The organism is Streptomyces sp. NBC_00582, from assembly GCF_036345155.1.
Taxonomy (GTDB): Bacteria; Actinomycetota; Actinomycetes; order Streptomycetales; family Streptomycetaceae; genus Streptomyces.
Map to the genome: position 1 here is coordinate 9,291,770 of NZ_CP107772.1, position 13,675 is coordinate 9,305,444.

15 protein-coding genes are annotated in these 13,675 nt (G+C 73.0%); 10 read left to right on the forward strand and 5 right to left on the reverse strand.

The genetic code is table 11. The annotated features are described in order from the left end of the window. Positions 1–2: 2 nt before the first annotated feature. On the reverse strand, positions 3–1,040 hold the full coding sequence (locus OG852_RS42065; protein WP_133913016.1) for a LacI family DNA-binding transcriptional regulator: 1,038 nt from the start codon (positions 1,038–1,040) through the stop codon (positions 3–5). A gap of 237 nt (positions 1,041–1,277) precedes the next feature. On the opposite strand from OG852_RS42065, the gene OG852_RS42070 reads away from it, so the two are divergent. From OG852_RS42070 to OG852_RS42090, 5 genes are all read left to right on the forward strand, one after another. After that, a complete protein-coding gene (locus OG852_RS42070) occupies positions 1,278–2,222 on the forward strand; it encodes an ROK family protein (RefSeq protein ID WP_330350620.1) in 945 nt (314 codons plus the stop codon). 97 nt (positions 2,223–2,319) lie between these two features. After that, positions 2,320–2,514, forward strand: coding sequence for a hypothetical protein (locus OG852_RS42075; protein ID WP_133913018.1), 195 nt, complete (start codon positions 2,320–2,322; stop codon positions 2,512–2,514). Between the two features lie 158 nt (positions 2,515–2,672). Next, positions 2,673–3,716 (forward strand): NUDIX hydrolase, encoded by a 1,044-nt coding sequence (locus OG852_RS42080; RefSeq protein ID WP_330350621.1) that lies wholly within the window; start codon positions 2,673–2,675, stop codon positions 3,714–3,716. A gap of 90 nt (positions 3,717–3,806) precedes the next feature. Further along, the gene (locus OG852_RS42085; protein WP_330350622.1) at positions 3,807–4,241 is read left to right on the forward strand and encodes an oligopeptide/dipeptide ABC transporter ATP-binding protein; all 435 of its coding nucleotides are present in this window, start codon (positions 3,807–3,809) and stop codon (positions 4,239–4,241) included. Beyond that, positions 4,238–5,311 (forward strand): ABC transporter ATP-binding protein, encoded by a 1,074-nt coding sequence (locus OG852_RS42090; protein ID WP_330350623.1) that lies wholly within the window; start codon positions 4,238–4,240, stop codon positions 5,309–5,311. Before OG852_RS42085 ends, OG852_RS42090 begins: the two co-directional genes overlap by 4 nt. On the opposite strand, the gene OG852_RS42095 is transcribed toward OG852_RS42090, so the two are convergent. Continuing rightward, the gene (locus OG852_RS42095; RefSeq protein WP_330350624.1) at positions 5,284–6,336 is read right to left on the reverse strand and encodes a protein kinase family protein; all 1,053 of its coding nucleotides are present in this window, start codon (positions 6,334–6,336) and stop codon (positions 5,284–5,286) included. The genes OG852_RS42090 and OG852_RS42095 overlap by 28 nt on opposite strands. Before the next feature lie 68 nt (positions 6,337–6,404). After that, the gene (locus OG852_RS42100) at positions 6,405–7,760 is read right to left on the reverse strand and encodes a dipeptidase (protein ID WP_133913022.1); all 1,356 of its coding nucleotides are present in this window, start codon (positions 7,758–7,760) and stop codon (positions 6,405–6,407) included. Positions 7,761–7,962: 202 nt separating this feature from the next. Between OG852_RS42100 and OG852_RS42105 the strand changes: the two genes are divergently transcribed. Beyond that, positions 7,963–9,213 carry a geranylgeranyl reductase family protein gene (locus OG852_RS42105; RefSeq protein WP_330350625.1) on the forward strand — a complete coding sequence of 417 codons (1,251 nt, stop codon included), beginning with the start codon at positions 7,963–7,965 and terminating at the stop codon, positions 9,211–9,213. A 27-nt stretch (positions 9,214–9,240) separates the two neighbouring features. On the opposite strand, the gene OG852_RS42110 is transcribed toward OG852_RS42105, so the two are convergent. Then, positions 9,241–9,693, reverse strand: coding sequence for a nitroreductase family deazaflavin-dependent oxidoreductase (locus tag OG852_RS42110; protein ID WP_133913024.1), 453 nt, complete (start codon positions 9,691–9,693; stop codon positions 9,241–9,243). A gap of 146 nt (positions 9,694–9,839) precedes the next feature. Between OG852_RS42110 and OG852_RS42115 the strand changes: the two genes are divergently transcribed. Then, a complete protein-coding gene (locus OG852_RS42115; protein WP_133913025.1) occupies positions 9,840–10,532 on the forward strand; it encodes a TetR/AcrR family transcriptional regulator in 693 nt (230 codons plus the stop codon). 25 nt (positions 10,533–10,557) lie between these two features. On the opposite strand, the gene OG852_RS42120 is transcribed toward OG852_RS42115, so the two are convergent. After that, positions 10,558–11,085: a MarR family winged helix-turn-helix transcriptional regulator gene (locus OG852_RS42120; RefSeq protein ID WP_133913026.1), complete on the reverse strand. Its 528-nt coding sequence runs from the start codon at positions 11,083–11,085 to the stop codon at positions 10,558–10,560. 71 nt (positions 11,086–11,156) lie between these two features. Between OG852_RS42120 and OG852_RS42125 the strand changes: the two genes are divergently transcribed. The 3 genes from OG852_RS42125 (at position 11,157) to OG852_RS42135 (ending at position 13,601) form a co-directional block, all read left to right on the forward strand. Next, positions 11,157–11,591, forward strand: coding sequence for a MarR family winged helix-turn-helix transcriptional regulator (locus OG852_RS42125; protein WP_133913027.1), 435 nt, complete (start codon positions 11,157–11,159; stop codon positions 11,589–11,591). A 151-nt stretch (positions 11,592–11,742) separates the two neighbouring features. Further along, positions 11,743–12,939 (forward strand): sensor histidine kinase, encoded by a 1,197-nt coding sequence (locus OG852_RS42130; RefSeq protein WP_133913028.1) that lies wholly within the window; start codon positions 11,743–11,745, stop codon positions 12,937–12,939. Continuing rightward, complete coding sequence (locus tag OG852_RS42135) at positions 12,936–13,601, forward strand: response regulator (RefSeq protein WP_133913029.1); 666 nt, start codon at positions 12,936–12,938, stop codon at positions 13,599–13,601. Before OG852_RS42130 ends, OG852_RS42135 begins: the two co-directional genes overlap by 4 nt. Positions 13,602–13,675: the final 74 nt, after the last annotated feature.

A 13,675-nucleotide genomic window follows, 5' to 3' on the forward strand; every position in this document is an offset into this window, starting at 1 on the left:
CCTCAGTCCGCGGGCGGCAGCTCGCCCGAACCCCGCCTGATCAGCCGGGTCGGCAGTTCGATGCGCTCCGGGGCGACCAGGGAGCCCTCCAACTGCCGGAACAGCCGCTCGGCGGCGGTCCGCCCGAGCGCCGCCGCGTCCTGGGCGACCACGGTCACCCCCGGCTGCAGCAGATCGGCCAGCTCCAGATCGTCGAACGCCACCAGCGCCACCCTGCGGGAGCGCTCCGCGAGGACCCGGATCACGGTGACCGTCACACGGTTGTTGCCCGAGAAGACCGCCGTGACCGGCTCGGGACCGGACAGCATCTCCTCGGCCGCCCGGCGCACCCGCTCCGGATCGGTGGTGCCCAGCGAGACCCAGGCGTCCGCGACCGCTATCCCCGCGTCCTCCATCGCGGTCCGGTAGCCGCGCAGCCGCTCCGCCGCGGTGTGGATGCGCGGCATGTCGCCGATGAAGCCGATCCTGCGATGCCCGTGCGCGAGGAGATGGGCCACGCCCTCGCGGGCACCGCCGAAGTTGTCCGACAGCACGCAGTCGGCGTCGATCCGGCCCGCGGGCCGGTCCACGAACACCGTCGCCACGCCCGCCTTGATCTCCGGCTCCAGATAACGGTGGTCGTCACCGGCCGGGATCACCACCAGACCGTCCACCCGCCGGGCGCACAACGCCAGCGCCAGCTCCTGCTCCCGGTCCGGGTCCTCGGCGCTGGAGCCGTTGATCAGCAGCGCGCCGTGCGCCCGGGCCACCTCCTCCACCGCGCGGCTCAGCGGGCCGTAGAACGGGTCCGCGAGATCCTCCAGGACCAGACCGATGCTCGCGGTGCGGCCCTTGCGCAGCACCCGCGCGCTGTCGTTGCGGCGGAAGCCCAGCGCGTCGATGGCCTCCTGGACGCGACGCTCCGTCTCGGGGGTGACCCCCGACTCGCCGTTCACCACCCGGGAGACGGTCTTGAGCCCGACCCCGGCGCGTGCCGCGACGTCCTTCATGGTGGGACGGTTGCCGTAACGGCTGTCGGGGCGGCGCGGCGTCTCGGGCACGATGCGGTGTCCTGTTCCTGTCGTCCACGGGACGGCCGGCCACGGCCGCGTCCGACCGATGATGCCGACGGGGTGGATGCGTCCCTCGGTTTGTATGAGGATGTGGCGTCGAGCATAGAGCCTGGACAACGTTGTCAGATGCGAGAGAGACTGTCCAGCGACAAACTCCGGCCCACGTCCCCCACCACAGGTCGGCCGGCCCCTTTTCCAAGGTTGACGGGGAGAACCGAGACTTTGATGCAGACCGACCTCGTGGCCGCGCTCGACATCGGCGGCACCAAGATCGCCGGAGCCCTGGTGGACGGCGACGGCACGATCCTGGCCCGTGCGCAGCGGCCCACGCCCGCGCAGGAGGGCGGCGACACCGTGATGGCGGCCGTCGAGGAGGTACTGAAGGAACTGACCGCGTCCACGCTCTGGCCCCGCGTGTACGCCGTCGGCATCGGCAGCGCCGGCCCGGTGGACGCCTCCGCGGGTACGGTCAGCCCGGTCAACGTGCCCGGCTGGCGCGACTACCCGCTCGTCGAGCGGGTCCGTGCCGTGACGGGCAACCTCCCGGTCGAACTGATCGGCGACGGCGTGGCGATCACGGCGGCCGAGCACTGGCAGGGCGCCGCGCGCGAACATGACAACGCCCTGTGCATGGTGGTCTCGACCGGGGTGGGCGGGGGTCTGGTCCTCGGCGGACGTCTGCATCCGGGCCCCACCGGCAACGCCGGTCACATCGGCCACATCAGCGTCGACCTCGACGGCGATCCCTGTCCGTGCGGGGCCCGCGGCTGTGTCGAGCGCATCGCCAGCGGCCCCCACATCGCCCGGCGCGCCCTGGAGAACGGCTGGCGCCCCGGGCCCGACGGCGACACCTCCGCGGCCGCCGTGGCCGCCGCCGCCCGCGCGGGCGACCCGGTGGCCGTCGCCTCCTTCGAACGCGCCGCCCAGGCCCTCGCCGCCGGCATCGCGGCCACCGCGACCCTCGTCGAGATCGACATCGCCGTGATCGGCGGAGGTGTGGGCAAGGCCGGCGACATCCTGTTCACCCCCCTGCGCCGCTCCCTCGCCGACTACGCCACCCTGTCCTTCGTCCGCCGGCTGACCGTGGTCCCGGCCCAGATGGGGACGGACGCGGGGCTGGTGGGGGCGGCCGCCGCGGCGCTGGCGCGGGCCGGGTCCGTACGGGTGTGAGGATCGCCCCGGCAGGAACGTTCAGGCGGGCCACGGGGCGGGAGGCGAACGGGGGGTCCGGGCGTGACCTCTGTCCCGTCCGGCCGTTGGAGTGGGCATGAAGAAGCGCAGCATGCTCGCCATCGCCTCCCTCGCCACCGGGTTCGTCGTCGCGGCCATCACCCCCTCCCACGGCCTGGGCGCCGACGACCTCGACGACCTGAACGTCCGCGACACCCTCGGCAGCCTCGACCACACCGTCGCCAGCGAGAGCCTGGCGATCGACGACAACGCCCTGGGCCAGAGCGACTGACGGCGGGCGCGGCACGCCGCACGCAGCGGGCCGTGGCGCGGGCCTTCCCTCCGGGGAAGCGCCGGCGCCACGGCCTTCGTGCGCCCTCTTCCGGGAACTGGTTTCCGTGGCAGGGTGGAGCGGGCAAGCCACAGGGGGCCACCAGAAGAGGGGGACATGTGACCGTCGTTTGGATCAACGGCGCGTTCGGTGCGGGCAAGACCACGACCGCACGGGAACTGATCGACCTGATCCCGAACAGCACGCTCTTCGACCCCGAGGTCATCGGCGGAGCGCTCCCGCACCTCCTGCCGCCCAAGCGGCTCGCCGAGGTCGGCGACTACCAGGACCTGCCGATCTGGCGACGCCTCGTGATCGACACCGCCGCCGCGCTCCTCGGCGAGGTCGGCGGCACCCTCGTCGTCCCCATGACGCTGCTGCGCCAGGAGTACCGCGACGAGATCTTCGGTGGTCTCGCCGCCCGCCGGATAGCGGTCCGCCATGTCCTGCTCGCCCCGGCGGAAACGATCCTGCGCGGGCGTATAGCCGGCCGGGAGGTCCCGCCCGACCTCCCCGACGGCGAGATGCGCGTCCGGCAGTGGTCCTACGACCACATCGAGTCCTACCGCACCGCCCTCGCCTCCTGGCTCACCGCCGACGCCCACCTCGTCGACACCAGCCACCTCACCCCGTACGAGACCGCCGTGCGCATAGCCGACGCGGTCGGCACCGGGGCCGCGCCCCCCTGCTCCATCGTGCAGACCCCCGAACCCACCGGGGAGACCCTCGCCTCCGGAGTGCTGCTCTTCGACGACCAGGACCGGGTGCTTCTCGTCGACCCGACCTACAAACCCGGCTGGGAGTTCCCCGGCGGGGTCGTGGAACCCGGCGAGGCACCCGCCCGCGCCGGGATGCGTGAGGTCGAGGAGGAGACCGGCGTCCACCTGGACGAGGTGCCCCGGCTCCTCGTCGTCGACTGGGAACGGCCCAAGCCCCCCGGCTACGGCGGACTGCGCCTCCTCTTCGACGGCGGCAGGCTCGACGCCGCGGCCGTGGAGGGGCTGCTGCTGCCCGGACCCGAACTGCGCGGATGGCGATTCGTCACCGAGGCCGAGGCGGCGGATCTGCTGCCGCCGGTCCGCTACGAGCGACTGCGCTGGGCGCTGAGGGCACGGGAGGGCGGCGCCGCGCTGTACCTGGAGGCCGGGGTCCCGGTCGGCTGACCTTTGCCGAATCCCCGCGATGTTGGCGGGGATTTTGCGGTCTCTGAGTGGTTATCAGAAGGTTTTGCCCCCATCACCCACGACCTGGGCGTGGTCGCCGGCCACTGCGACCGCGTGGCCGTCATGTACGCCGGCCGGATCGTCGAGACCGGCACCGTCGACGACATCTTCTACACCCCGCGCATGCCCTACACCCTCGGACTCCTCGGCTCCCTGCCCCGCATGAACCGCGAGGAGGAACGCCTCACCCCCATCAACGGCTCCCCGCCCTCCCTGCTGAACCTGCCCCCCGGCTGCCCCTTCGCCCCCCGCTGCCCTCTGCGCCGCGATCTGTGCGACCGCACCGAGCCCGCCCCGCGCCCCGCCGGGCACCACCCACTCCACCTCAGCGCCTGCCACTTCACCGACGAACTCGCCGGCACCGGCGCCGCCGAGGTGTTCGACGCGGCCGGCGCCGACTCCGCCGCACTGGCCCGCTTCGCCGACACCACAGCGTCGGGCAACGCCGAGGAGGACCCCGTATGAGCACCCCCACACAGCCCGCCGCCGAGGCGCTGGCCCCCCTGCCCGGCCACGGCGGTGACGGCACACCCGTCCTCCAGGTCCGCGACCTCGTCAAGCACTTCCCCGTCCTGTCCAAGGGTGTGGTCCGCCGCCGCGTCGGCGACGTGCACGCGGTGTGCGGGGTCTCCTTCGACCTGTTCGAGAACGAGACACTCGGCCTGGTGGGCGAGTCCGGCTCGGGCAAGACCACCACCGCCCGCACCCTCCTCGGCCTGGAGACCGCCACCTCCGGCCAGGTCCGCTACCGCGGCACCGACCTCACCGCGCTGAACAGACGCCGCATGCGGCCGCTCCGCCGCGACCTGCAGATCGTCTTCCAGGACCCGTACGCCTCCCTCGACCCGCGCGTCTGCGTGCACGAGATCGTCGCCGAACCCCTGCGCATCCACGGCCGCTACGGCTCCGGCGGGAAGGCCGAGGTGCGCGAACTGCTGCGCCTGGTCGGACTCAACCCCGAGCACGGCAACCGCTACGCCCACGAGTTCTCCGGCGGACAGCGCCAGCGCATCGGCATCGCCCGCGCGTTGGCGCTGCGCCCCAGGATGATCGTGCTCGACGAGCCCGTGTCGGCGCTCGACGTGTCGATCCAGGCGGGCGTCCTCAACCTGCTGATGGACCTGCAGAGCGAGCTGTCGCTGTCGTACCTCTTCGTCGCCCACGACCTGTCGGTGATGCGCCATGTGGCCGGCCGCGTCGCGGTCATGTACCTGGGCCGCCTGGTCGAGATCGCCCCCGCCCGGCGCCTGTTCACCGCCCCCGCCCACCCCTACACCCAGGCCCTCGTCTCCGCCATCCCGCTCCCGGACCCGCGCAAGGAACGCGCCCGCACCCGCGTCCTCGTCCAGGGCGACGTGCCGAGCCCGGTCCACCCGCCGAGCGGCTGCCGCTTCCGCACCTGCTGCCCCACGTTCGCCGACCGGCTCACCGACGCCGAACGCACCGCCTGTGTCGAGCAGGTGCCGGAGCTGGTCGACCGGGGCGGCGGCAACCCGGTCGCCTGCCACTACGCGGAGAGCGTCGAGCTGCTGTAGGCGAGGCGCAACTCCTCGTGCGGATACGGGGTCAGCCGGCTCTCATGCCGCAGCCGGCCGAAGAAGCCGTTGAACACCGCCGTCAGGCGCGCGTCACGGGCGATGACCGCGGCGGCCGCCTCCGGGATGCCGTCGGGACGGGCCCCGACGGCACAGCCCCGCACGAAGGCCTCCCGCTCCCGCCGGTCGTACCCGTACAGGGCGGTGACGAGCCAGTTCACCAGGTGGGCCCGGGCGTAGACCATGTCGTAGTCGCGGTGCCGGTCGAGGAAGGCGCGCTCCTGCCGGGCGAGCCGGAAGCGGGGGCTGACGCCGAGGCCGTAGTCGGCGAGGAAGAAGTCCTCGCCGTCGGTCAGCACGTTCGCGAAGTGGGCGTCGAAGTGCAGGAGTTCCTGCTCCCGCAGGAAGGCGGTGAGACTCCCCAGCCACGTGTCGACACGGACACACGTCCGGTCCGCCGCGCCGGTGCGGACCTGGCTGTCGAACCAGTCGTGCAGGGTGTGCGGAAAGTACTCCAGGAACAGCGTCAGGCTCGCGGACGCCGTGCGCAGACCCTCGAGGCGCTCGCGCACCGGCGGGGCGTCGCCCCAGAAGGCGACCACCCCGTCCACGTCGGCGAGTTCGGCGGGCAGGGGCCGCACCTCGTCCGGGAGGACCCGCCAGTGATGCATCAGCGGAAAACCGGCGAAGCGGTCTGACAGCACCCAGTTCGTCGTCATCGTGTGGACGGCGAGCTCACGCCAGGCGCCGAAGCCCGGGCCGCCGATGCCGTAGTGACAGCGGGACGGCAGCCCGAACACGTTCGCCGTCGACCGCGCGTTCTCGGGCAGCAACTCGGTGTCCGTGAGCGGAACCCGCTTGACGAACACGCGCCGGCCGGCGACCTCGACCACCGTCGAACGCCCGCCGATCCCGACACCGGCGGGCGTCCCGGACGCCACCAGGTCCGCCAGCTCCCCGTCGCTGAGGAGGGCGAGTTCGACGGCGAGGTCGGCGTGGACGGCGCGGCGCGTGGCGAAGGACATGCCCCCATGGTCGGGGTGCGACCCGGGGCTTGTCCGCCGATCCCACCGGACGGACCCGGCGGGGCCGCTCAGCTCGCCGCGTAGTTCCGCAGGAACAGCGCCTCGGCCACCGACAGCCGCTCCAGCTCCTCGGGCGACACGCTCTCGTCGACCGCGTGGATCTGGGCCTCCGGCTCACTCAGACCGATGAGGAGGATCTCCGCCGCCGGGTAGAGCGCCGCGAGGGTGTTGCACAGCGGGATGGAGCCGCCCTGACCGGCGTACTGCATCTCCTGGCCCGGGTAGGCCACGGCCATCGCGTCCGCCATCGCCGCGTACGCCGGGCTGCGCGTGTCGGCGCTGAACGGCTGGCCCTGGCCGATCTGCTCGGTGCTCACCCGCGCACCCCACGGCGTGTGCGCCTCCAGATGCGCCTGGAGCAGCTTCGTCGCCTCGGCCGCGTCCACGCCCGGCGGCACCCGCAGGCTGATCAGCGCACGGGCGCCGGCCTGCACGGACGGCGTGGCGCCGACGACCGGCGGGCAGTCGATGCCGAGGACGGTGACGGCCGGACGGGCCCAGATACGGTCGGCGACCGTCCCGGAGCCGATCAGCTCGACCCCGTCCAGCACCTTGGCGTCCCGGCGGAACTGCTCCTCGTCGTACTGCAGGCCCTGCCACCGCTCGTTACCGGTCAGCCCGTCGACCGTCGTCGAGCCGTCCTCGGCCCGCAGCGAGTCCAGTACGCGGATCAGGGCGCCGAGCGCGTCGGGGGCCGCGCCGCCGAACTGGCCCGAGTGCAGGTTGCCCTCGAGTGTGTCGATCCTCACGCGCAGCATGGTCATCCCGCGCAGGGTGGAGGTGGCCGTGGGCAGCCCCACGCGGAAGTTGCCCGAGTCGCCGATCACGATCGCGTCGGCGGTCAGCAGCTCCGGGTGCTGCTCGGCGTACCGCTCCAGACCGCCGGTGCCCTGCTCCTCCGAGCCCTCCACGATCACCTTCACATGCACCGGGACGCCGCCGTTCGCCTTCAGGGCGCGCAGCGCGAGCAGGTGCATGATGAAGCCACCCTTGCAGTCGGCGGTGCCGCGTCCGTACCAGCGGCCGTCGCGCTCGGTCAGCTCGAACGGCGGAGTGGTCCAACCGGACTCGTCCAGCGGCGGCTGCACGTCGTAGTGCGCGTACAGCAGAACGGTCCGCGCGCCCTCGGGCCCGCGCAGATGGCCGTAGACCGACTGGGTGCCGTCGGGGGTCTCCAGCACGGCCACGTCCTCGAAGCCCTCGGCGCGCAGCGCGGCCGTGATCCAGTCCGCCGCGGCCTCGCTCTCGCTGCGCGGGAACTGGTCGAAGTCCGCCACCGACCTGAAGGCCACCAGCTCGGTGAGCTCCGCCTTCGCCCTGGGCATCAGCGTGGCGACGGTCTCGGCGACCGGATTCGACGACATGGGCACGCTCCTTGTGGGTGCGACGTTGTACAGGGTGGCACGGGTCCGTTCGGGGGACCGTGCGAGCGTACGCGCTGCCGGGATGGGGTCGCGCACCTCGCCGATCTTTCCACAGCGGACTGTCATGGGGCCGTGACGATCTCCGCCGTAGGATGCGGGGGACAGGTGCGGCAGGCGGCTTGATCGGGAGCAGTTGACCATCGTGAGCAGCGAGAACTCTTCAGCGGACGACGTGCGGCAGGTGTGGGACGTCGTCGTGGTGGGCGCGGGACCCGCGGGGGCTTCGGCCGCCTACGCGGCGGCGGTCACGGGACGGCGTGTGCTGTTGCTGGAGAAGGCGGAGCTGCCCCGCTACAAGACGTGCGGCGGCGGCATCATCGGCCCTTCCCGGGACGCGCTGCCCCCCGGCTTCGAACTCCCCTTCCGCGACCGGGTCACCGCGGTGACCTTCTCCCACAACGGACGCTTCACCCGCACCCGGCGCTCCCGGCAGATGCTGTTCGGGCTGATCAACCGGCCCGAGTTCGATCAGCAGCTCGTCGAACACGCCCAGAAGGCGGGCGCCGAGCTGCGTACGGGCGTCACGGTCACCCGCGTCGAACAGCACGGCTCGGCGGTGCCCGACCGGCGCACCGTCGCGATCGTCCTCCAGGGCGGCGAGACCGTCCTGGCGCGCGCGGTGGTCGGCGCGGACGGCAGCGCCAGCCGCATAGGGGCGCATGTCGGTGTGAAGCTCGACCAGGTCGACCTCGGCCTGGAGGCCGAGATCCCGGTGCCGGACACGGTCGCCGAGGACTGGAAGGGCCGCGTCCTCATCGACTGGGGTCCGATGCCCGGCAGCTACGGCTGGGTGTTCCCCAAGGGCGACACGCTGACGGTCGGCGTGATCTCCGCGCGCGGCGAGGGCGCCGCCACCAAGCGGTATCTGGAGGACTTCATCGGACGGCTCGGCCTCGCCGGCTTCGAACCGAGCATCTCCTCCGGCCATCTCACCCGCTGCCGCGCTGACGACTCGCCGCTCTCCCGGGGGCGGGTGCTGGTCTGCGGTGACGCGGCGGGGCTGCTGGAGCCCTGGACCCGCGAGGGCATCTCCTTCGCGCTGCGCTCGGGCCGGCTCGCGGGCGAGTGGGCCGTGCGCATCGCGGAGGCGCACGACGCGGTGGACACCCGCCGCCAGGCCCTGAACTACGCGTTCGCGATCAAGGCGGGCCTGGGGGTGGAGATGGCCGTCGGCAAGCGGATGCTGGCCGCCTTCGAGCGCCGCCCTGGGCTGTTCCACGCGGCCCTCACCGGTTTCCGCCCGGCCTGGCGCGCGTTCACCGACATCACCCGTGGCCGTACGACCCTCGGCGAGCTCGTCCGTGCGCATCCGATGGCCCAGCGCGCGCTGACCCTGATGGACCGCCGGCCGGAGCCGGTCGCGCCGGCGGCCGAGGAGACCGAGGACTCCTGAGCCGGGAGTTTCCCGGGAGCGGGGCGGTCAGCCCTCGACCGTGATCCGGAACACCGGGTGGTCGGGGGCCGCCGCCCTGAGCTCCTCGTCCGACGACTTCGCCGTGACCCCGTTGAAGTACTGGTTGACCTCCCAGCCCCACTTCTCGAGGTAGGTCCGCAGGATTGGGAGCTTCTCCTCGTCGGGAAGCTCCACCGCGGTGAACGTCCGCACCTTGCGGCCCACCCGCAGCTCCCCGCCGCCGGCCGCCCGCATGTTGCGCACCCACTGGGAGTGCCCGCGCGCCGAGACCAGGAACCGCGCGCCCTCGTACGTGTGCGGGTTGACCGGGATGCGCTGCATCTGCCCGCTCCTGCGGCCCCGCACGGACATCTCCGCCGAGCCCATGAGGCTCACCCCGTGCCGGGCCAGCCAGCCGACGAGGCTGTTGAACCGGACGTTGAGCGGGCTGCCCTTGAGGTAGTACGGCTGCGACGACATGGTGACCCCCAGTCATTTGGAGAGCGGTGCTCTCGCTTGATTCGAGTGTGCCGGAGGCCGGTGTCCACATGCAAGAGCAGTGCTCTCGAATTTTTGCGCCGCTCTCGAATGTGTGCACTGCTCCGCATCGTGGAAGACTGGCCCCCATGAGCAGCAACGCCGCCCAGGGGGCCCGCGCCCGTGCCCGGATCGAAGTCACCGCCGCCATCAAGGAGGAGGCGCGCAGACAACTGGCGGCCGAGGGCGCGGCCAAGCTCTCGCTGCGGGCCGTGGCCCGTGAGCTGGGCATGGTCTCCTCCGCGCTGTACCGGTACTTCCCGAGCCGCGACGACCTGCTCACCGCCCTCATCATCGACGCGTACGACTCCCTGGGCGAGCGGGCGGAAGCGGCCCACGCCGCCGTCGCCGGGGCGGAGCCGGTCCGGCGCTGGGTCGCGGTGTGCGAGGCGGTGCGCGGCTGGGCGCAGACGCATCCGCACGAGTACGCGTTGATCTACGGCTCGCCCGTCCCCGGCTACAGCGCGCCGCAGACCACCGTGCCGGCCGCGTCACGCGTCGGCCTTCTCCTCATCGGCATCGTCCGGGAGGCGCATCGGACGCAGGTCCTGGAGGTGCCGCTGCTGACGGACGAACTCGTCCCGGAGGCCGTACGCATGGCGGGCGACCTCGCCCCCGACCTGCCGCCGGGAGCGGTCGCGGCGCTGGTCGCGGCCTGGGCGCAGATCTACGGACTGGTCGGCTTCGAACTGTTCGGCCAGTTCAACCGCGTGGTCGAGGAGCGCGAGCCGTTCTTCCGACACGCGGTGACGCGGCTGGCGCAGGGGGTGGGGCTGCGCTGAGCCGCTCGGGAGGGCGGACCGCGCGTCAGGGGGTGCGGTCGCGCCTGCGTCCGCCCGGCGGGCCAGGGTGCTCGGTGAGGTCCGTGAAGTCCCGGACGAAACGGGTCAGCAGCAGGGCCAGGGCGGCGCGGTCCTCCGCCGGCCAGTCGGCGACCGTCTCGGTGACCACGCGGTGCCGGAAGTCGTGGATGCGGGCGAGGGCGGTCCGTCCATCGGCCGTGAGGGTGAGCAGGGACCGGCGCCCGTCGCGCTGATCGGCCTCGCGGCGCACCAGCCCGGCCCCCAGTGCCTGTGCGGCCAGCCGGCTGGCACGGGGCTGGTCGACGCCGAGCGCGGCCGCCGCCTCGGTCACCGTCAGGGTCTCGCCCCGTTCCGTCGCGGACTCGACCGCGTCCAGCAGATCGAAGACCCCGTCGGGGAGCGCGGCGTGCTCACCGACGCGCTCCCCGCGCCGCTCCGAGAGCCGGGCCAGATTCCGGCGCCGCTGCGCCCGGCGCAGGGCGACGAGCGCCCGCTCGATCGACGCGGAGTCCGTATCCCGCTTGCCACCCATGTCCCGCCCCTGCATAGTCGAAGACAACTACATGTCACCTTACATGCTTCTCTTCCGTGCAGGAGGCCCCGATGTCGGCACCGGCCCGTCCTCTCGGCTACTGGCTCAAACACCTCGACAACCTTCTGGAACGGCATGTCGAGACCACCCTCGCCGGTCTCGGCGTCAGCCGTCGTGAGTGGCAGGTGCTCAACGCGCTCGCCGACGGCGGACGGGTCCGCCGCGCAGGGCTCGTCGACGCCCTCGCCCCGTTCTGGACGGAGGACGGCCCGACCCTCGACGAGGTGCTGGGGCGGCTCACCGCCCGGGAGTGGCTCCTGCCCGCCTCGGACGAGGGTCTCGCCCTGACGGAGGCGGGTCGCGCGGCGCACACGGAGGTGCGGGTCCGGGTCGAGAGCACCCGCGCCACCGTCCTCACGGGTCTGACCGGTGAGCAGTACACCGAGACGGTGCGCGTGCTGTCCGTGATGGCGGGGAACGTGGAGGCGGCGCTCGCGGCCCGCTGAAGAGGCCGTGCGTGAAGGGGCCGTGCGTGAAGGGGCCGTGCGCGCGGGCATCGGGTCGACCGGGTCGGCCGGGCCTACTTCCAGGGGAGTACGGGCGATCACCTCGCCCGGCGGACGTCCGGTCCGGGCGGTGACGTCTAGCGTGGCGGACATGGACGCAGAGCAGGCGCACGGGCCCGGTGGCCCGCGGTGGTGGCGCGGGCGGGGGACACCGTGGCGGTCCACCCTGCTGCTGACCGTCTTCGTCTTCGTCGGGTCGGCCTTCGCCGCCCGTATGCAGCAGGGCGAGCGGGCCGAGCTGGACCTCTTCGCCCGGGTCCTGCTGTTGGTCGCCTGCGCGCTCCTGCTGTGGCGGCGACGGTATCCGGTGGCCGTCGTGTTCGGCACGGCCGTCGCGGTCGCGCTCTATCTGGGGGCGGGCTATCCGTACGGGCCGGTCTTCCTCACGGTCGCCGTGGCCTGCTTCTCCGCCGTCGTCGCCGGGCACCGCCGGGCCGCCTGGACCGCGCTCGGGCTGCTGTGCGCCGTCCATCTGCTGGTCGCGTACTGGCTGTACCGATGGCTGCCGCCGTCCGGGGACGCGCCGGCGTCCCTCGGTCAGGAGCTCGTGGTCGCCGGCTGGGTCGTCGCCATCGTGGCGCTCGCGGAACTCGCCCGGTCCCGTCGCGAGCAGTGGGCGCGGGAGCGGGCCGAGCGCGCGCAGGCCGCCCGGCGCCGGGCCGACGAGGAACGGCTGCGGATCGCCCGCGAACTGCACGACGTCCTCGCGCACAGCCTCTCCGTCATCAACGTCCAGGCGGGCGTCGGCCTCGCCCTCCTCGACGCCGACCCGGAACAGGCGCGCACCGCGCTCACCACCATCAAGTCCGCCAGCAAGGAGGCGCTCGGCGAGGTGCGCCAGGTGCTCGACTCCCTCCGTACGCCGGGAGACGCGCCGCGCACCCCCGCGCCCGGTCTGGACCGGCTTCCCGAACTGGTCGAGCAGGCGGCCCGCGCGGGCCTCACGGTCGAGGTGGCGGGGGAGCCGCCCCGGCTGTCGCCCGGCACCGACCTCGCCGCCTTCCGTATCGTCCAGGAGGCCCTCACCAATGTCGTACGGCACTCCGGTTCGCGGCACGCGCGCGTACGGATCGACGAGGAGCGGGGGACGCTACGGCTGCGGATCGACGACGACGGGCCGGCGACCGGTGCGGACGCGGGCGGCGGCGGCAACGGTCTGGCCGGGATGCGGGAACGGGCGGCTGCGCTGGGTGGCACGATCGAGGCGGGGCCGCGGGCCGACGGAGGTTTCCGGGTGCTCGCCGTACTGCCGGTGAAGGCGACCGCCGAGGGTGGGGAGGACCAGTGATCCGTGTGCTGCTCGCCGACGACCAGTCCCTGGTCAGGGCGGGATTCCGGGCGTTGCTCGACGCGCAGCCGGACATCGAGGTGTGCGGGGAGGCCGCCGACGGCGAGGAGGCGGTGCGCGGGGTCCGCGCGCTGCGTCCGGACGTCGTCCTGATGGACATCCGCATGCCGGTGCTGGACGGGCTGGCGGCCACCCGCCGGATCACCGGGGACGCGGCGCTCGCCCAGGTCAGGGTGGTCATGCTGACCACGTTCGAGCTCGACGAGTACGTCTTCGAGGCGATCCGGTCCGGGGCCTCGGGCTTTCTGGTCAAGGACACCGAACCCGAGGAGCTCCTGCGTGCCGTACGGGCGGTGGTGGCCGGTGACGCGCTGCTCTCGCCCGGCGTGACGCGGCGGCTCATCGCCGAGTTCGCCGCCCGCTCCAAGGAGCCCGCCGCGGCGGACGAGTTGAGCCGCCTCACGGAACGCGAACGGGAGGTGATGGCCCTGGTCGGCATCGGCCTGTCCAACGAGGAGATCGCCCGCCGCCTGGTCGTCAGCCCCCTCACCGCGAAGACCCACGTCAGCCGCACGATGGTCAAGTTGGGCGCCCGCGACCGCGCCCAACTGGTCGTCCTGGCCTACGAGTCGGGGCTGGTCCGCCCGGGCTGGCTGGGCTGACCGCCCACCACGGCGAAGCGCCGCGGCACACGAACCAAACAGGCGTGGTGAACAGTGTGTGCGCCCGGCGGGGC